Origin of the sequence: Streptomyces sp. (assembly GCF_031178505.1) — a bacterium.
GTDB classification, from domain to species: Bacteria; Actinomycetota; Actinomycetes; order Streptomycetales; family Streptomycetaceae; genus Streptomyces; species Streptomyces gulbargensis.
In genome coordinates this window covers 19,377-35,342 of the sequence record NZ_JAPSIW010000001.1, presented here as the reverse complement: position 1 = coordinate 35,342, position 15,966 = coordinate 19,377, and the positions used below count along the sequence as shown (strand labels likewise).

28 protein-coding genes and 1 pseudogene are annotated in these 15,966 nt (G+C 68.4%); 7 read left to right on the top strand and 22 right to left on the bottom strand.

Annotation, left to right across the window (positions count from 1 at the left end; translation table 11 throughout):
* Positions 1 to 13: 13 nt before the first annotated feature.
* On the bottom strand, positions 14 to 304 hold the full coding sequence (locus RIF68_RS00320) for a hypothetical protein (RefSeq protein WP_309049078.1): 291 nt from the start codon (positions 302 to 304) through the stop codon (positions 14 to 16).
* Positions 305 to 548: 244 nt separating this feature from the next.
* Positions 549 to 854 (bottom strand): helix-turn-helix domain-containing protein, encoded by a 306-nt coding sequence (locus RIF68_RS00315; protein WP_309049077.1) that lies wholly within the window; start codon positions 852 to 854, stop codon positions 549 to 551.
* Positions 855 to 914: 60 nt separating this feature from the next.
* Between RIF68_RS00315 and RIF68_RS00310 the strand changes: the two genes are divergently transcribed.
* The 4 genes from RIF68_RS00310 (at position 915) to RIF68_RS00295 (ending at position 3,261) form a co-directional block, all read left to right on the top strand.
* Complete coding sequence (locus tag RIF68_RS00310) at positions 915 to 1,445, top strand: UTRA domain-containing protein (protein ID WP_309049076.1); 531 nt, start codon at positions 915 to 917, stop codon at positions 1,443 to 1,445.
* A gap of 1 nt (position 1,446) precedes the next feature.
* Positions 1,447 to 2,214 (top strand): GntR family transcriptional regulator, encoded by a 768-nt coding sequence (locus RIF68_RS00305; RefSeq protein ID WP_309049075.1) that lies wholly within the window; start codon positions 1,447 to 1,449, stop codon positions 2,212 to 2,214.
* A gap of 237 nt (positions 2,215 to 2,451) precedes the next feature.
* Entirely contained in the window at positions 2,452 to 2,727 is a 276-nt protein-coding gene (locus tag RIF68_RS00300) for a hypothetical protein (protein ID WP_309049074.1), read from the top strand.
* A gap of 147 nt (positions 2,728 to 2,874) precedes the next feature.
* Entirely contained in the window at positions 2,875 to 3,261 is a 387-nt protein-coding gene (locus RIF68_RS00295) for a hypothetical protein (RefSeq protein WP_309049073.1), read from the top strand.
* A 269-nt stretch (positions 3,262 to 3,530) separates the two neighbouring features.
* Here RIF68_RS00295 and RIF68_RS00290 read toward each other — a convergent pair whose 3' ends face one another.
* Positions 3,531 to 4,382, bottom strand: a complete 852-nt coding sequence (locus RIF68_RS00290) for a hypothetical protein (RefSeq protein ID WP_309049072.1) — start codon at positions 4,380 to 4,382, stop codon at positions 3,531 to 3,533.
* A 1,429-nt stretch (positions 4,383 to 5,811) separates the two neighbouring features.
* Between RIF68_RS00290 and RIF68_RS00285 the strand changes: the two genes are divergently transcribed.
* Both RIF68_RS00285 and RIF68_RS00280 read left to right on the top strand, forming a co-directional pair.
* Positions 5,812 to 6,336, top strand: coding sequence for a hypothetical protein (locus tag RIF68_RS00285; RefSeq protein WP_309049071.1), 525 nt, complete (start codon positions 5,812 to 5,814; stop codon positions 6,334 to 6,336).
* Positions 6,337 to 6,420: 84 nt separating this feature from the next.
* Positions 6,421 to 6,651, top strand: a complete 231-nt coding sequence (locus RIF68_RS00280; protein ID WP_309049070.1) for a hypothetical protein — start codon at positions 6,421 to 6,423, stop codon at positions 6,649 to 6,651.
* A gap of 57 nt (positions 6,652 to 6,708) precedes the next feature.
* On the opposite strand, the gene RIF68_RS00275 is transcribed toward RIF68_RS00280, so the two are convergent.
* Positions 6,709 to 6,966 carry a hypothetical protein gene (locus RIF68_RS00275; protein ID WP_309049069.1) on the bottom strand — a complete coding sequence of 86 codons (258 nt, stop codon included), beginning with the start codon at positions 6,964 to 6,966 and terminating at the stop codon, positions 6,709 to 6,711.
* Entirely contained in the window at positions 6,963 to 7,271 is a 309-nt protein-coding gene (locus tag RIF68_RS00270; protein WP_309049068.1) for a hypothetical protein, read from the bottom strand. Before RIF68_RS00270 ends, RIF68_RS00275 begins: the two co-directional genes overlap by 4 nt.
* A 134-nt stretch (positions 7,272 to 7,405) precedes the next feature.
* Here RIF68_RS00270 and RIF68_RS00265 point away from each other — a divergent pair, with 134 nt between their 5' ends.
* The gene (locus tag RIF68_RS00265) at positions 7,406 to 7,591 is read left to right on the top strand and encodes a hypothetical protein (protein WP_309049067.1); all 186 of its coding nucleotides are present in this window, start codon (positions 7,406 to 7,408) and stop codon (positions 7,589 to 7,591) included.
* 270 nt (positions 7,592 to 7,861) lie between these two features.
* On the opposite strand, the gene RIF68_RS00260 is transcribed toward RIF68_RS00265, so the two are convergent.
* The 17 genes and pseudogenes from RIF68_RS00260 to RIF68_RS00180 all read right to left on the bottom strand — a co-directional run bounded on the left by RIF68_RS00260 (position 7,862) and on the right by RIF68_RS00180 (position 15,902).
* Entirely contained in the window at positions 7,862 to 8,143 is a 282-nt protein-coding gene (locus RIF68_RS00260; protein WP_309049066.1) for a hypothetical protein, read from the bottom strand.
* A complete protein-coding gene (locus tag RIF68_RS00255) occupies positions 8,140 to 8,397 on the bottom strand; it encodes a LuxR C-terminal-related transcriptional regulator (RefSeq protein WP_309049065.1) in 258 nt (85 codons plus the stop codon). The genes RIF68_RS00260 and RIF68_RS00255 overlap by 4 nt, the downstream gene beginning before the upstream one ends.
* Positions 8,394 to 8,576 (bottom strand): hypothetical protein, encoded by a 183-nt coding sequence (locus tag RIF68_RS00250; protein WP_309049064.1) that lies wholly within the window; start codon positions 8,574 to 8,576, stop codon positions 8,394 to 8,396. Before RIF68_RS00250 ends, RIF68_RS00255 begins: the two co-directional genes overlap by 4 nt.
* Complete coding sequence (locus RIF68_RS00245; protein ID WP_309049063.1) at positions 8,573 to 9,046, bottom strand: hypothetical protein; 474 nt, start codon at positions 9,044 to 9,046, stop codon at positions 8,573 to 8,575. The genes RIF68_RS00250 and RIF68_RS00245 overlap by 4 nt, the downstream gene beginning before the upstream one ends.
* Positions 9,047 to 9,259: 213 nt before the next feature.
* Positions 9,260 to 9,640, bottom strand: a pseudogene (locus tag RIF68_RS00240) (hypothetical protein); the annotation flags it as partial.
* A gap of 12 nt (positions 9,641 to 9,652) precedes the next feature.
* Positions 9,653 to 9,889: a hypothetical protein gene (locus RIF68_RS00235; protein ID WP_309049062.1), complete on the bottom strand. Its 237-nt coding sequence runs from the start codon at positions 9,887 to 9,889 to the stop codon at positions 9,653 to 9,655.
* Positions 9,882 to 11,036 carry a hypothetical protein gene (locus tag RIF68_RS00230; protein ID WP_309049061.1) on the bottom strand — a complete coding sequence of 385 codons (1,155 nt, stop codon included), beginning with the start codon at positions 11,034 to 11,036 and terminating at the stop codon, positions 9,882 to 9,884. The genes RIF68_RS00235 and RIF68_RS00230 overlap by 8 nt, the downstream gene beginning before the upstream one ends.
* A 19-nt stretch (positions 11,037 to 11,055) precedes the next feature.
* A complete protein-coding gene (locus RIF68_RS00225) occupies positions 11,056 to 11,454 on the bottom strand; it encodes a hypothetical protein (protein ID WP_309049060.1) in 399 nt (132 codons plus the stop codon).
* 29 nt (positions 11,455 to 11,483) lie between these two features.
* Positions 11,484 to 11,762, bottom strand: coding sequence for a hypothetical protein (locus RIF68_RS00220; RefSeq protein WP_309049059.1), 279 nt, complete (start codon positions 11,760 to 11,762; stop codon positions 11,484 to 11,486).
* Positions 11,759 to 12,154 (bottom strand): hypothetical protein, encoded by a 396-nt coding sequence (locus tag RIF68_RS00215; protein ID WP_309049058.1) that lies wholly within the window; start codon positions 12,152 to 12,154, stop codon positions 11,759 to 11,761. Before RIF68_RS00215 ends, RIF68_RS00220 begins: the two co-directional genes overlap by 4 nt.
* Positions 12,151 to 12,657, bottom strand: coding sequence for a hypothetical protein (locus RIF68_RS00210; RefSeq protein WP_309049057.1), 507 nt, complete (start codon positions 12,655 to 12,657; stop codon positions 12,151 to 12,153). Before RIF68_RS00210 ends, RIF68_RS00215 begins: the two co-directional genes overlap by 4 nt.
* A gap of 193 nt (positions 12,658 to 12,850) precedes the next feature.
* The gene (locus RIF68_RS00205; RefSeq protein WP_309049056.1) at positions 12,851 to 13,117 is read right to left on the bottom strand and encodes a helix-turn-helix domain-containing protein; all 267 of its coding nucleotides are present in this window, start codon (positions 13,115 to 13,117) and stop codon (positions 12,851 to 12,853) included.
* Positions 13,114 to 13,419: a hypothetical protein gene (locus tag RIF68_RS00200; RefSeq protein WP_309049055.1), complete on the bottom strand. Its 306-nt coding sequence runs from the start codon at positions 13,417 to 13,419 to the stop codon at positions 13,114 to 13,116. The genes RIF68_RS00205 and RIF68_RS00200 overlap by 4 nt, the downstream gene beginning before the upstream one ends.
* Positions 13,416 to 13,742 (bottom strand): hypothetical protein, encoded by a 327-nt coding sequence (locus RIF68_RS00195; protein WP_309049054.1) that lies wholly within the window; start codon positions 13,740 to 13,742, stop codon positions 13,416 to 13,418. Before RIF68_RS00195 ends, RIF68_RS00200 begins: the two co-directional genes overlap by 4 nt.
* Entirely contained in the window at positions 13,739 to 14,071 is a 333-nt protein-coding gene (locus RIF68_RS00190; protein WP_309049053.1) for a hypothetical protein, read from the bottom strand. Before RIF68_RS00190 ends, RIF68_RS00195 begins: the two co-directional genes overlap by 4 nt.
* Complete coding sequence (locus RIF68_RS00185) at positions 14,068 to 14,817, bottom strand: hypothetical protein (RefSeq protein WP_309049052.1); 750 nt, start codon at positions 14,815 to 14,817, stop codon at positions 14,068 to 14,070. The genes RIF68_RS00190 and RIF68_RS00185 overlap by 4 nt, the downstream gene beginning before the upstream one ends.
* Positions 14,814 to 15,902 carry a hypothetical protein gene (locus RIF68_RS00180; RefSeq protein WP_309049051.1) on the bottom strand — a complete coding sequence of 363 codons (1,089 nt, stop codon included), beginning with the start codon at positions 15,900 to 15,902 and terminating at the stop codon, positions 14,814 to 14,816. The genes RIF68_RS00185 and RIF68_RS00180 overlap by 4 nt, the downstream gene beginning before the upstream one ends.
* Between the last annotated feature and the right edge of the window lie 64 nt (positions 15,903 to 15,966).

The following is a 15,966-nucleotide window of genomic DNA, read 5'->3' as shown; positions in this document are numbered from 1 at the left end:
AGGATCACAGTCGTCATCGAATCCACCTGCCGTCCCGCATCGCCGTCGAGCCGTCGGCCAGCGTCACGTCACGGACCAGCCACGACGGCACCGCCCCATCCAGCTCGCGGCGATCGAACTCCGCCTGCCAGCAGGCGTCCCGGTGCATGCACGACACGGTCACCTTGTAGGCAGGCTCCAGAGCAGCCTTGATCTCGCCGGCCCGTTCCTTCGACGGCACAATGATCGAACCGCAATTGCGGTTGAAGCCGATCAAGAACAAGTCGCGCAAGGCGACACCGCGCACATCCAGCACCGACAGCACCGGCTCCGCCGCCCCATGCACAACCACACCATTCGCGTGAGTGGTCGTCCAACGACACGCCCACCTGTCCGACCAGGCACTCACGACGCCACCACCTTCACCGGCGAGTCGACAGGCAGGGTTTCGGTCCGGAGAGCCGGCGCCGGGGCAAGCGCCGCCTCCAGACGAGCCACGGCAGCCACGGCAGCCGCAGGCAGAGGAGCAGTCGGGCGGGAAGACGGCGGAGCGGGGGTCGTCGTGGCCATCAGGCCACCTCCTCTTCGGGAACGTCCGTCGACTTCAAGACGGACTCAGGAATCCGGAGGGCGCCTGTGGCGCCATCGTCGGGCTGGAAGGGCTGGCCGTTCCGGAAGGCAGGAATAAAGCCCTTGTGGATCCAGCGGTAGACGGTCGCAGGGTGCACTCGGAAGTGCGTTGCGACGTCTCGAACTCGCAGCATTGCGCCTCCTGTCGAGTGCTTCGCATCTGTGAGCAACCATAAAGGCTTGACGCTTAACGTAGCAAGCTTCGCGATGCGCTTCTGGCCAGAAGCCAACGCATCCATATTCATCAAAGGATTAAGGTTGAGGAGGTCAGAAGAACAGCGTCAGCATGAGGGGAGGCACAAGAGATGGCCGAGAAGCAGCGCACAGGCGACTCGCTCGCCTACGTAACCGCCCAGCAGGCCGAGCAGGCAGACGCCTGGACACAGGAGACGCGAGGCCAGGGAGGGCAGCACCTAACCGAGGTGGCAGAAGTCGATCCACCAACGGAGGTAGCGAAGGCCCTGCGCCTCCCGAGCCGAGAGAAGGTGATCGTTCGACGCAGATCCATCCTGCTAGATGGCGACGTCATTGAGCTCGCCGACTCCTACTACCCCGCCCCCGTCGCCCGCGGTACGGGTCTCGCCGAGAAGAAAAAAATCAAGGGTGGCGCGCCAACCCTGCTAGCCGAACTCGGCTACAAGCCGCGTCACGTGCACGAAGACCTAGAGTTCACAAGCGCCAGCGAGTCCGAACGGACGATGCTCGTCCTCCCCGAGGGGGCGGTCGTCCTTCGGCTGCTGCGCACGACGTTCACTGCAGACGGGAGCCCCTACGAAGTGCAGCTCATGACCATGAAGGCGCCTCGTCGCCTCCACTACGAGATCGAGGTCGACTGATATGCCGGAGCCGCACCAGGACAAGCGCCCCCTCGCCGAGCGGATCGCCGCCGACATGCGCAGGAAGATCATGGCCGGCGACTGGGAGCCCGGTCGTCAAGTGCCCACAAACGAGACCCTTCGCGGCGAGTACGACACCTCCAACGTCACGATTCAGCGAGCTCTGCAAATCCTCAAGGATGAGCGGTTCCTGGAGGGTCAGACAGGCGTCGGCGTGTTCGTGCGCAGCGAGCGGGCACAAACGATCTCACCCGCGCACTACATCACGCCCGCAGAGCCAGGCGCTCCATACCGCTGGCTCACCGAGGCGACCAAGCGCCAGCAAACCAGCAAGTACCAGATGCTCGATGTCGGCGAAGTGGAACCGCCCGTCGAAGTCGCACGAGCGCTCCGCCTAGAGGCCGACGGAACAGCAATGCTCCGATCAAGGATCGGCTTCCTGGATGGGCAGCCGGCCGAGATGGTGCATTCCTACTACCCGATAGAGCTGGCACGCGGGACACGCTTGGCGGACCGCCGACTCATCCCTGGCGGATCTCCGGCCTTGCTGAACGAGATGGGCTTCCCCACCCGCTCCCAGGATGACGTGGTGGCCGCCCGCCCGGCGACAACAGAGGAGTACGTTGCCCTGGAGATTCCGCGGGACGTGCCCGTCTTGGAGATCTTCCGGATCGTCTACAGCGACAACGACCGCCCGATAGAGGTCACGCTCCTGACGAAGGCTTCACACCGGTTCAAGATGGGCTATCACATCGACTTGCCTGTCTGACCAGCGCTGCAATCGACGCCCCCAGCAAGGAAGCTGGGGGCTTTCGCGTGCCCACTGCGCGAAGCCTTGATACAAAGACGCATAAGCTCTACGGTCTGACCTGTGACCGAGCGACCTGCAACTGGCGCGATCGGGCACAAGAAACGGCCGAGGTGCGTCAACACCCCGGCCGTCGAAGTCACCAGCGGTGTCAGCCGCTGATCAGCAACTCAATCCTTGCGAGATTGGAGCTCACCCATGAGCTTAGCGCCTGCCCTCTCCCCCGCGCACCTGCTCGACACCCCGCTGCCCGACTTGCTTGCCGAAACCGGAGTTGAGGTCTACCCCAGTTCGATCGACGATCGCGGCTTCTTCGGCGCTGTGGTCCAGCGCAAGTCAGGAGAGATCGTCCTGACGATGCCGATCGGCCGCTCCGAGCTGGAGCACGACACGATGGCCCGCTACTTGCTGGCCCAGGTCTTCGACGTCGACGTCCCAGCCATGCCGGCTCCGATCGTGACGACCAAGTTCTGACCGGACCACCTGCGGCGTCTCGTCTTCGGGCGGGGCGCCGCTCGCGTAGTGCTTTGCGGCTCGGCTCGCCGCGCTTGTGCTGTTGCGTCTCGGGCCTGTCTGCTCGCCTCTAAACTGGCCGCCGCCGCCTTCGAAAGGACCCTTCTCATGCGCCCCGCCGATTTCCGCGACTACTTGATCGACGTGTTGAAGAACAGCCCGGATGTTCAGCGGGTGGAGGTGCTTGATGACGGCCCGCACCCGTATGCGCTGGCTGCCACGGTGGCGGGCCGCGAGTCGCGGTGGCAGGTGATCGGGCAGCTCGCGGAGGGCGCGAAGCACGACACGGCGACGGCGTCGGTGCAGGCGGGGCCGCCCGTGTTTGAGGCGGCCCCGGTGTCGGGTGCCCCGGATGCGTGGCTGGCCGGGGTGGTGGGTGCTGCGGAGCCGACGGATGTGGAGTCGATCAGCGTGTGGTCGTCAGAGGAGGGCCGTAAGCCGGGGCTCACGATCGTCTTCCATAACGGCGAGAAGGCTTTCGTGCGCCTTGCGTGAGCCCTTCCCGGCGTCGCCGGCGGGTCGCACGGTGGTGTGGTCGTCCCTCCGAGGAGGCCAGTATGTGCGATCGTCAGAGCAGTCGCCGTTTCGATCCTGTCGAGTGCCGGGCCTGTTGCCCGGTGTGCGGCGCTTACGGGAGTGCGGAGCCGGGTCAGCCGACCGCGTCTCATCAGGCTTACGGCAGCCGGGAGACGTGTCCGGGAAGCGGGCAGCCCGCTCAGTGAACGACGATGCCCCCGACCAGGCGGTCGGGGGCATCGTGCTGTCTAGCCGCCGACCGTCGGCTGCTCGTCAGCAGCCGGTTCGTCGGCTTGGGCACGGTCGTCGATGGTGATGCGGACGGGCGTGCCGTCGCCGTGGGTGCGGGGCTGGTCGATGATGGCCTGTACCGCCTTCGTGATCTTGTTTTGGATGTGTTCGGCGATGGCGCGGGTTACGGGGCTGTCGGTGTCGCGGGTGACGTGGGCGAGGCTGATGATCGCGGCGACGAGGCTGGGCCCGGACAGGCGGACGCTGACGAAGCCGTCCTCGTCGTGGACGGCGCCGGGGATATGGAAGTGCTCGGCGTTGCCCGCGGTCTGGACGAGGAACGCCCAGGTGTCACGGTGGGCTTCGAGGGTGGCGTGGGCGACGCCGGCGGCGGCTGTGAGGATCCCACGGTCCGGCATATCGGGGTCGTAGTCGTCGGGCTCGGTGAAGTGGACGACGCGCTCGCTGCTGTGCTCGGCGGGCTCGGCAACCGGTCCCGTTGCAGGCTCGTCGGCGGGTTGTGGGGCGGGCGGTGTCTGGTCGACGCGCGCCTTGAGCTGATTGTCGAGGCCGTTGATGCCGCCGCGGATGGCGACGAGTTCGGTGGTGATGCGGGTGAGCGGGTCGCTGATGTCCCTGCGGGTGCGGTCGATGCCGTCGCGGACCACGGCCCGGTTCTCGGTGAGGCCGGTGGTGATGGCGGCGGTGGCGTCCTGCCGGATCTGGTCGATGGCGAGCTGCTGGTCGGCGGCTTGCTGCTTGAGGGCGGCAAGGTCGGTGCTGATCTGTCCGAGCTGGGCGAGTACCTGCCGGAGCAGGTCAGCGTTGTCGTTGCCGAAGATCGCCATGGGCCCCCCTGTGGTCGTCATCTGACCTGGTCAGGTTGAGGCTGGCCGGGAGGGGCGGCAAGCGCGTGAACTGGCCAACGGAGGCGTGTTCGGGGCGCGCGCACCAGGCTCTGCTCCGGGAAGCGCAGGGCGAGCGCCGCCCATCATCATCCGGCCGCTCCGATGCTGAGCCTGGCCCGCGCCGCGCAACAGGAGGGCGCGCGCCGAATCGTACTGGTCCAGGCAAGTCGGGCGTGGTGCTGGTGAGGGGCGCGGCCGTGGCCGTCTGGTTCGCGCGGGTGGCGGCGGGGCGTGGCCGTAGCTTTGCGTGTGGCGAGTCTCGGCCGTTGTGGCGGAGTCTGTTTCGCGTCTGTTTCTGGGGGTTTGGATTCCAGTGAGTGTCGCCCGGTGTCCTGCAGTCCATGTGGGTGCGTGCAGTCCGGACTGGATCTCGATGGCCAGCTCTGCCGGGCCAGTAAGTTCGGGGCGAGGTCGCATCGGAGTCGCTTTCCGGTCACGTTGATGATCTACGCAACGGGAGGGGCTACGAGCTAACCGCCTGTCAGGGAGTTCCGCCGGACGGGAATCGGCAGGTCACTGACCTGCGTCGACTGAGGAGTTAGGTAGTTAGTTCGTAAATGGAGACACAATATGGGCTGCACGCCGTGTCCGATCAGGGCGCAAACCTCATGTCTCATACCTGTCGGCCCCGATAGGTTTCGGGGAGGCGAGGCAGTGCCGCGCCTCTGACGCGTCGGGTAGTTGCTGGCTGCTGTCGCAGCCGCCACCGACAAAGGTAACAGAAAGGTAACAGTGGATCTTGTGGATCATCCGCAAGTAGGAGAGAAAAGGCTGCAAGCACCAGAAGAGTAGCCATCAACGCGAACGGCCGGGCGCTACCAACGCCCGGCCGATTCCACCGGCGAGTAGTAGCTCGCCAGCCCAGTAAGAGTCCTCGTGGAATAAGGAACTCATGCCAATGTCAACCGTACCGCAAAGCGCCTCTGCCGCTTTAGAGCGGCCCGCGTCCGCGCCATCGGCCCCGTCGGCGGGGTCTGCCCGTAACGTTCCGGGGAGGTGCCGCCCTGGCATCGTCCCTCTCCTGGACGCCCCGCTCGCCGACCTTCTGTGCGAGTACGACGTAAAGCTCGTCGAGTCATCGATCACGGACCGCGAGTTCCTAGGCGCGTTCGTGGAGGGCAAAGACGGCCGGCGTGCACTGTCGATGCCGACGGGCCGGTCGGGGTTCGAACGCGACACCGCGGCTCGGATGCTGCTGGCAAAGTGGCTGCAGCTTGACGCCCCGCCGCTGCCGGCGCCGCTGACAGTCGTCCGCCCCTGACCACAACCTCCTCTCGCCCCTGCCGGCGCTCCGGCAGGGGCGACGGGCTGCGATGCGAGGGCTCCGCAGGCAGGCGGCATCCTTGGGGCTCTGTGGCACGCCAGGTGCCACGCGAGGAAAGGGGCGGGCATGGAAGGCTTCTTCGACGGGCTTGAGAAGGCGATCGATGAGCGGAACTGGCACGCAACGCTGGTCATGGCGCTGACGCTGCCGGACATCTGCGTGAAGGGCAGCGATCTCGGCAGCAGGACCTCCAGGTCCCGCTACGCGGCGTGGTTCGAGACCTACGTGGCGCCGGCATACACCCGCTACGTCGGGGCTACTGATCACGGGGAGGAGATCCGGTTTCTGTCGGGCAGGGACTGCTATGCGCTTCGCTGTTCCGTACTTCACGAGGGCAGCGACGACACGACCGCCCATGAGGTGCGCGAGGCACTCGACAGGTTCCATTTCTGCACTCCGGGTACGCGCGGCAACAACGTGCACATGAACATGTCGGATAGGGCGTTGAACCTGATGGTGGACGTGTTCGCGCGCGATGTTCTGGCTGGTGCCCGCGCATGGTGGGCGTCTTTGCCGGATGCAGAGAAGACCGCTGTTCGGGCGCACCAAATCACTTTCCATGACACGGACGGCGACATCCAGTTCGGGTGAAGCCTGTTGCCGCTGGTGTGCTCGCATCTACTCCCGTCGGGCGTCGTAGCGTGTCCACGGCGCTCGACAGGCGTTGACGGAGGCATGGACGTTGAAGATCTTCCGCAAGTGGCCGCACCTGAGACACCCCTCGACTTCGAACTGTGGGGCCTCCTAGAACGGGGCGGCGGCGAGCGTGTCGCCGTGTTGAACGTGGACGAGTTGCGGGCAGCGACGCTGCTGCTGCGCGTCTTGGCGGCGGGTGACGGTGTCGGACACGAGCAGGCTCTGGCACTGGCCGGGAGGATCGATCGTCGACTGCCCGACGCACGCTGATTCGCCCCGCAGCAAGAAGCTCCCGCACCGACATCCGGGCGGGGGCTTTGCTGTGGGTCAGGCGGGTGGGGCGAGGACGGAGACGAGGTTGATGAGCCCGGCCTGGTCGCTGATGAGGAGGACGGTGATGGCGCCAGGAAGGATGGCGGACCGCATGCGGACGGGTCCGCCGGTGTCGAGCCCGTAGGCCTGGGTGGCGGCATCGGGATCGTCTTCGAGGCGCGGGATCAAGTTGAAGAACGCGAACTGGGCCTCGTGGGGCAGGGCGGCGATGAGGTCGAGGGCGAGCTGGTCCCGCTCGAAATGCCAGGTCACGCCGCTGAGTGTCCTTGGTGCTGGCGCATGCTCTGCTCCCACTGCTCCCAGGCGGTCCGCGATTCCGGTGTCTCACGGTACTCGGCCGGGAGCTGCCCGTTGTGGGTCTTGGCGTATTCGAGGGCGGCATCCACGTGGGGCTGCCCCGTGTCGCGCCAGTCTTCGACGAGACGCTGCCAGCCGGCGAGAACGTCGGGGAGTTCGGGGATCGGCGTCAGGTTCGCTTTGCGGAGGAATGTCTGCCGGAGCTCGGCGACGGGGATGGCGTGGGCGATCGCGTCGATGGTCCACGGTTCGCTGCTCATCGCTGCCTCCCGGCGGGGAATTCACGGGTGGTGATTTCCGGATGGGATTCAGCGTAGCGCCCGGCCGGACGGGCGTCCGGCTCGACGTCCAGATCGGCGCGTGACGCCACGTCTGGCGGAACGTTGTTCCCGGCATGAACGTGGACGACGATCTCACGGCCGAGGACCCGCCGGCCCCGCTACTACCCCTGCTGCCGCTGGCGGAGACACGGGAGCTGATGCTGCTGCTGGCCGCGGTACGCGACGGCGGCCAGCCGGATCGGGGGGTAGCGGGCAGGCTGCTGTCGGAGCTCGCCGCCCGCGTCCCGTCGCAGGACTAGCGTCGCCGCCTGGGGGCGGGTCCGTGAGGGCTCTGCCAGGCAGGCCCTCGGGCCCGGCGAGGGCGGTGCAGGGCCCGCACGCCTGGTGACCATACTCGTCGGCGTACAGGCCGCGGTGGCAGCAGGTGCAGGTGGCGGTGGCGTCGGGGTTCACGGCGTGCTCCTGTCGTGCGGGCGGTGCAGGTCAGGCGAGGACGAGGGTGGCGAGGGCGGCGGCCTGGTCGGCTTCGGCGCCTGCGGCCTCGATAGCAACGCGGGGTGGCTGGTCGGTCATCGGCCCTTTTCGGGCGTGATCTGCGTGCGGTCGTTTTCGGCTCGGATGTCGTCGAGGGTGAAGGTGATGCGTCCGCCGTCGTTGTGGTGGTGAATTTCGCGGGCGTAGCACTTCTGCTTCAGGACGCGGACGCTCGTGTAGGGCAGGAGGTGAAGTGCGATGACTTCCTCCGGTGACCAGCGGCGGAGGTGCACGAGGTATTCGGCTTCTTCGAGCCGGTCGTACAGCTCGTGGAGCGCTTCTGCGGTGAGGTCTTCGAGGGGGATGCGTCTGGTCATGCGGCGTTCCTCTGGTCGGGGTAGTCGATGTCGTCGAATCGGATGAGGTGGCGGCGGAGGGCGATGACGACGGCATGGGTGCGGGAGCGAGCGCCGAGCCGTACCGCGGCTTCCTTCAGCCGCAGGTGAATGCCCTGCTCGGTCGTGCCCAGGCGGTGGGCGATCTGGCGGCTGCTGTAGCCGGACGCGGCCAGGCGGAGCGCAGCGAGCTGTCCGGGGCTGAGGGGCTGCCCGTAGAGACCGGGGTTTCTCACGGCCGCCTCCCGCTGGCCTTGATGCGTCCCCGCGAGTCGACGATCCCGTCGGCCTGTGCGAGGAGTTCGAGGGCGCGTCGCAGTACGGACGGGGCGTGTTCTTTGTGGGCGGCGAACGCGGCGAGGATGCGGGCGGAGCGGTCGTCGGGCATCCACCGCACCGGCTGCCGGGCGGTCACGGGGTGGCCTCGGAGCCAGGCCGCCATGCCGCAGGGTCGTGCTTGTCGTCGCGTTCGGGCATGACGATCCGGTCGCCCCGAACGCCGTAGCCGATGACGTCGCCGGGGCGCAGGTGAGGGTTCCCGGCCGACGTGCCGTCGCAGTCGTCGGCGGGCCCGCATGGGTCACCTTGGTGGCGGCCGTGCTGGCAGCGGTCGAGATCGGTAAGGATCTTGACGAGATCCTGAGTGTCCATGAGGGATCGCGCCATCGTGTTGTCCGCAGGTTCATCGGTACGCATTCGGGCGCGGGCAAGGCCGTCGATGGTCGCTTCGACCTTGGCGTGCAGCGGGGAGTACATGACGCGCTCTGAGCAGTGGAGGGCGGCGTTCATCTCGGCGTGGCTGGAGAGGTGACGAAGGCAGGCGATGAGGGTCTCTTCGGCCTTGGCGAGCTCGCGCCGCAGGTCGATGACGGTCGGGTCGGGCATTGCTGCTCCTGTCGGTTCGGGGTGGGGCGGCGGCCGGAACCACCGCCCCAGGGATGGTCAGTAGTCGTCGTGGTCGACGTCGCCGTAGGTGACGACGTGTCGGTTGGCAGGCATGTGGCCAGCGGGAAGGATGCAGCCGGAGCCAGGGGCATCCCCCTCACCGAAGGTGCACCAGCCGGTCTCCCTGCTGGCCGAGTCCCCGCCGGGCTCTCCCGGGTCGACTTCGGGGTGCGTGAACCGCACGGGCTTGCCAAGCTCGCGGGCGTAGGCGATCTCGGCGCGGGTGGAGTCCCCCACGTAGTCCCCGATGACGAGGACTTCGTCGGCGAGCCGGATCTTCGCCCGGTGGAGTTCGTCGAGGCGGATCTTCCCGGCCTCGGCCTCCGCGTCGTCGGCCCACAGCCGGTCGGCGATCTTCATGTTGCAGCCCGGCTTGACGACGATGTGACCGGCCCACGTCAGCTCGCAGTCGGCGGCCGTCATCTCGTCCATGAACCGGGTAGAGCCACAGATCACGACGATCTTCGGGATGCCGAGGCGGGCCTTCGCGTCGGCGAGCTTCTCTTCCGGGGACAGCAGTTGCGGATAGGACACAGTTCCTCCTGGTCAGGCTGGGGTTTCGTATTCGAAGCTGATGACGATCTCGTCATCGGCGATGTGGAAGCGCAGGGCGTCGTCGTGCAGGCCCTGGCCGTCGGGGATTCCGTGGTGCTGCCGGTACGCCTGTTCGGCGACCGCCCACGCCTTGCCGATCTCGGCTGCCGGAGCACCCCACGGGGCGGCGGCGGGCACACGCCAGCGGCGAATCGTGCGCGTCACCGTCTCGCACGTGAACTCAGCCACGAGACTCCCCCGCCTCGTCGGCCATGCGGCCCGGGTTGTGTGCGCCGCAGTGGTGCTTGCAGCCGTAGCAGGGGCAGCGACACGGGCTCGGACTCGTCTCGTAGCCGGGGCACGAGGCGATTGCGGCGGTCACATCGGACGGGCAGCCGCAGCCCCAGTTGTGGGTCTCCGGAGTCCGGCAGTCGGCCCCCTCCCCCGTCTGCCGCGCCTCGTCGGCCGTGCGGCGCAGCTCCTTCTCGGCGCGCTGTCGGCGGGCCATTTCCTGGCCGAGGTGGAAGTCCGCGTTTTCACGGATGCGTTCAGCGGACGCCAGCTCTCGCCGGAGCTTTGTGTTCTCCCGCTGCAGGCTGTCGCGGCCGTCCGTGACAGCCGCAAGCTTGGCCTGCCAGTAGCCGACCGTCTCGGCCCCATCGGCGGGCTCGGGCAGGGCAGCGATGGCTGTGCGCAGCACGTCGATATCGGCCCTGACAAGCCGTGCCCACGGGTCCCGGTCGGACTCGTCGAGTACGTCCTGGAATCCCTGGGCGTGGGCGATGAGACGGTTGACAATTTCCCGGACGTCGGTGGTGGCGGGCGCGGGGAGGACGGCCAGCACCGCGTCGGCGTGCTCGCCGTACTCGTCGGGCTCCAGGCCGTCGTCGTCCCACTCGAAACCGGACGCCTCACAGATCGCACGACGGATGCGGTCGCGGAGATTCTGGTCGGCGGTCTCGTCCACGGGTGTCGTGCTGGCGTACAGGCGGTCGAGGAACCGCATCTTCTGCTGGCCGTCGGCAGGACCCATGGTGTCGCGGATGCTCGGCTGGTCGGCGGGTGCAGACGACGCGGCGGCGCGGAGGCGGGCGTTCTCGTCTCGCTCGGCGTCTCGCTCGAACAGGTACCGGGCTGCGTTGCTGGCCTCGGCGTCCAGTGCCCGCGTGATCTCCCCGTCCGCGACGGCGATGACCGCGTCGGCACGCCTGCGGTAGTCGTGCTCGTCGTCCTCGAACTCGGTCGGCCACTCGTGGCCGTCCCGCTTGGCCATCGCTGCCGCGTACCGGTCGCGGCGCTCGTCAAGCTGATCACTCATCGGTGTCTCCTGATCTTCGTGGAACACTGGCGGGAGCACCGCCCGGATAGCAGCCGGGCGGTGCGCTTGCGTGGTCACGGGGCGGGGCGAACGGCGTTCATGCAGTGATCCACCGGCCCCACTTACAGCCGGTACACAGCCAGGCCGCGCCTTCACGGAAGTCGTCGCTGAACCGCGGCTCATAGGCGACGGGTCCTCCGCACTCCGGGCATTGGCTGGGCCGACCGTCCGGCTCCGGGTCGTCAACTTCCACCGCATCGGCGTGCTGCGCTGGGTCGTTGACCTGATAGTCCTGCTGGAGGCGGTAGCCGGCGGCCGTGTACCGGGGCAGCAGCTCGTCCTCCACGAAACTGCGGCCACGATCATCGTCGAGCCCGTCGTCCGGGCCACCGTCGACGCGGACGGTGTAGCCGTCGGTCCATAGATCGACAGTGATCTCGTCGGTGCCACGGGTCAGGGCCCATGTGTGCTGAACGTGGTCGTCGGAATCAATCACGGGGTGCTCCTTCGGTTCGGCTTGGGGGTTTACGGGGCGCTGCCGTCGAGGTAGGCGCGCGCGGCAGCCTCCACCTCGCCGGCACAGCCGGCAGCGATAGCGGTGATCGGTTCGTGGTGGTCGAGGCGCGGATTCATGCCGACCATCCAGGCCCGCGCCACCTCCGCCCCGTCCCGCGACGCAGCCAACAGGCGGCAAATCCTGTAGGCCGCCGTGCGCTTCGCCGGAGTGTCGAGAAGCGCCACCACATCCGCGCCGAACAAGGCGGTCAAGCAGGCGGTGATCTGGCGCTGGGCGGGCGCGGTCACCGCTGCGCCTCCCCGCGTGTGCGACGGTAGGCGTCGAGTGCGGTGTGGCCGTTGACGACGATGTGCGGGGCCGCCTTCTTCGCCATGTCGATGGCGGTACCGAGGTCGAATCGGTGCTGGTCAAGCCAGTCGTCGTCACGCCCGGAGGACCGCATCTCGTAGGACCACTCCCCGGCCGCGTTCAGGCAGTCGCGGTGCCGGACGACTGCCCACCGGTCATCGCCCCGGTACTCGACGTTGATCGTGAACACGCTTCGGTTGATGTCGCCCTCGGGCAGGATCGACACCTCGTAGCGGGTCGCCTGCACGATCGCCGACGGGACGCCGGGGGTCGCGTTGCCGAGCTGTTCGCGGATCTCCCGCATCGTCATCGCGGGCTTCTGATCGCTCATCGCTGCACCGCCTCGGTCTTGCGCTCGGCGCAGTCGACCCAAGCGACGACGGCCGGGAACTCGTTGCTGGCCGTCGGCTCGTCGGAGCAGCCGCCGCAGACCACCAGCTGCTTGACGTGCGAGCAGGCTTCCTTTCCGGGGATCTCGTCGCCGTCGTCGGTGAAGTACTCCTCGCACTCCCGCTCCAGGCACTCCAGTCCGGCGACATCGACCGTGACCGGCTGATGCTGGCGGGGCTTGGCGGGCTGGAACGCGCGAGCGTGCTGGCGGTTGTCGCAGAAGGACCACGCCACCATGTCGCCGTGTTCGGCGGAGCAGGCCGGGCAGCAGGTTCCGGCGGGCGCCGACAGGCACAGGACGCCGTCGTCGTAGGTCTGGTGGCCCAGCGTCATCCACTCGTCCCAGGCGTCGGTGTACCGCTCGGGGATCGGCTTGTGCGGGCAGTGCTCAGTGTCGGCGTCCCAGTAGAACGGCGTCGGTTCGTGGTCGTAGTTGCTGGTCATGTGCTGCTCCTTCGGGTCGGGTCGATCAGGTCAAGATCCGGAACCGCTGCACGGGTCCGTGACGGCCTCAAAGAGGCAGGGACAGGAAAAGGGGGGCACCGGGCGGGAGTTCGGCCGCCAGAGGCGCGATACACACCCTCCACGGGGCTCAGGCGCGCGAACCGCAGAAGGACCGGTCCCCGTGCGGCGGGCATCACGCGGCTTCCCGGAGGGCGGCCAGCAACTCGGCCCGGTGTGCGGCCTGCTGCGCCGGCGACAACGGCACCGGTCCCGTCGGCGGCATCGCGTTGCCGGTCGGCACGGCCTCGGCGTACAGGCGGCCCAGCTGGTCAGCAGGCGGCAGACGCAGCGCCCGGCGGGCCCGGGCCACCGTGGACTCATCGCAGTACACGCGGCGGGCGATCGAAGCGTTGGTGCGCCCTTCGCGGATCAGGGCGGCGATGTCGGCTCGGACCTTCATGCGGCGGTCTCCTGGGCTTCCTGCTGGCGGCGGTCATGGACGGTCTGGCGGGCCCAGCCGCCGTCGTGGCAGGGCACGGTGGGCGTGACCTGGCATTCGGGGCAGCAGGCCGTCAGCTCGGCCCACGCGGAGATGCGTTGCGGGTGCGGGGCGGTCAGCTGTCGGCCGGAGGCGCGCAGCACGCACGGCCGGTGCGCGGCGGCCCCGCAGTGCGGGCACGGCACGGCGCGGGCGGGGTGCTGGCTGGCCCGCATAAAATGCCGCAGGCTGTCGGGCATCGGGGCACCGGCGTGACGCGTCATCGGGTCTCCTCCGAGTTCTGGGTAGCGGCAGCGATCCCGTCGCAGGTCGCCTTGTCGGCCTCCCGCTTGGCGGCGTAGCGGGCGTTGGCGGCGGCGATCTTCTGGAAGGTGGCGTCCTCTTCGAGGAGCCGCGGGTCGCTCTCCTCGCGCTCCTTGCGGTCGGACCAGCACGGCACGCACAGCAGCGGCTGCTTCGGGACCGAGCACCATGGGCAGGTGAACGCCCCGGCGCCCAGGTGTAGGCCGCAGTCCGGCTCGTACAGGAACAGCGGGCGGGTCTTCTTGCAGCCGTCACAGCGGGCTTCGGCTGGCGCGGTCGTCATGGGGTCTCCTTCGGCGGGCAGTTGCCGCAGTCGCAGGGCTGGTCGGGTCGGTTGATCTCGTTGCTGTAGTGCCGGGCCGCCGCCCGCCACGCCGCGGGCGGATAGCTCCACTCCCGCGGCGGACCGGGCGACGACGTGCCCGGCGGCCACGCACCCGGCCGGTGCCCGGGCGGGCGGGCGGCGGGAGGCGGCGGGTCGGCGCGGCGGGCACGGCCGATGTCGACCTGTGCCCGCAGCAGGGCCCGCAAGTCGTCACGGCCCTCACCGCGCACAGCCCTGATGTCGTCGACCTGAAGGCCGTCGTCGTCAGGGATCGCGAAGTCGCTCACGACGCCGCCTCCTCGTCGACGATCACCGCGTCCGGGATGCCCTCGGCCTCGCGGGCGAGATGCGCCGCAGACCGAGCCTTGATCGCCCGCTCCTGCTCGCGCCGCTCCTCCGCCGCCAGTTCCGCCTCACCGGCAGCAGCCCGCAGCCGGGCACTGTGCGGCTTCTGGCGCGGCTTGCCCATCGGCTGCTTCTCCGAGACGCCCGGCGCCTTACACGGCCGGCCTATCGCCGCCTGGCAGGCCGGGCATTCGATGCCGAGCGGCCCGGACCGGCGCACGCTGTCCAGCAGTTCGGTTTCCACGGCGCCCTCGCTGGCCGCCTCGTCGCCGAAGTGCAGCCCGCGCGCCTCCAGCTCGCGCATGAACCGGTCGGCGCCGCCCTCCAGCTCCAGGCGGCCCGACGGGGCAGCCGCACGGCCGGAGGCAATCGCCTGCACCTGGCCCTTGTAGCGGGCCAGGAACTCCTGCGGCGTCTCGTCCGGCAGTGGCTCGTACTGGAAGTTCTCCAGCCGCGCCGACCGGATCTTGGAGCGGAGGGTACGCACGTGATGCGGCAAGATCCACAGACGGTCGTTCGGATTCTGAGGCGGCGTCGTGTAGTAGGCCGCGACCGCGTTCCGGGTGTCCTGGTCGAACGGCACGTCGGGGAGCGCGGCAGCCCAAGACTTGGCGGCGGCCACGGACGGCTGCCTGTTGTCGAAACCGGAGCAATGCGCGAGGAGTTCGGCGGCCTCATCGGCGTTCATGCGGGATCTCCTTCCTGGCGGAGTTGTTCGGCGATGGCCATCCAGCCGGCAACCTTCGCGTCGGTGCCGGTGAGGGTCTGGCCAGAGGGGAGCTGGATGACATTGCCGGGGGCTTTCGTCCGGTTGGCGCGCTCGCTGGCGTACTTCGCGGAGCGGCGAACCCACTTCTGCCACTCGGTGGGCCAGTTCGGTCGCCGAACACCCTGGGCGCGGAAGTGGTCGACGAACTGTGCGGTCTCGTAGTCGATGTCGAGTCCGGGGCCGAAGGTGTCGAGGGCCCAGCGACGCATCGAGTCGGTGAGCCCAAAGCCGTCGATGTCGATGGGGGCGTCGCCGTGAGGCGGCGTGGAGATCGGCCCGCTACTACCTGATGTCTTATCCCCCACCTCAGCCACAACGGGGTTAGGGGCAGGGGCAGGGGCAGGGGCAGGGGCAGGGGCCGCGCGCACGTGTGTGGCCGCGCGCCCGCGCGTAGAGCCTCTCGGACCCCCCTCGGCAGGGGGCTGCGCAGGGGTGTCGGAGGGGGTTACGGAAGGGGGTGCGGAGGGGGTTCCCGAACCCCCTTCCGTGGGGTCGGGAGGGGGGTTGCCGAACGCCTTGCGCAGGGTGTTGATGTGCTCGACAACCTGCTCCCGGATCGACGGGCCGCGAGAGCCATCGCGCTTCTTCGTCGGCTCGCTGCTGAGCTCGTCGAGCGGCACGCGATCCATCTCGGCGAGCAGAGCCCGACGCAGCCGCCACGAGGAAATCTCCAGGGCCCCGGACACCATGGCGCCCATGACTTTCGGCTGCTTCCACACGCCGTCGTTACGGATAAACGAACGGATGAGGAGCTCCTCCGTGTCGTCGTCCATGACGATGAAGCGGGCCGCTTCCAGGGCCTGGAGCGTCTTCTCCAGCTCGGCGAAGTTCAGGCCGCGGGCCTTTCGGGACCAGCGGCGCAGGGTCAGGTCGAGCAGGCCGGCGTGATTCAGGTTCGGCTGCGAGATCAGGAACAGGTAGAGGCGCTGCTCGCTCGGGTCGAGGGCGAGGAAGTCGTCGTCATCCCAGATGCTCGTGAGGATGCGTCCGTGTCCACGGGCCATTACGAGGTCTTCTTTCGGTACATGCGGATGGGGTCTTTGGGCGCGCGGAACCAGGCCCTTCAGG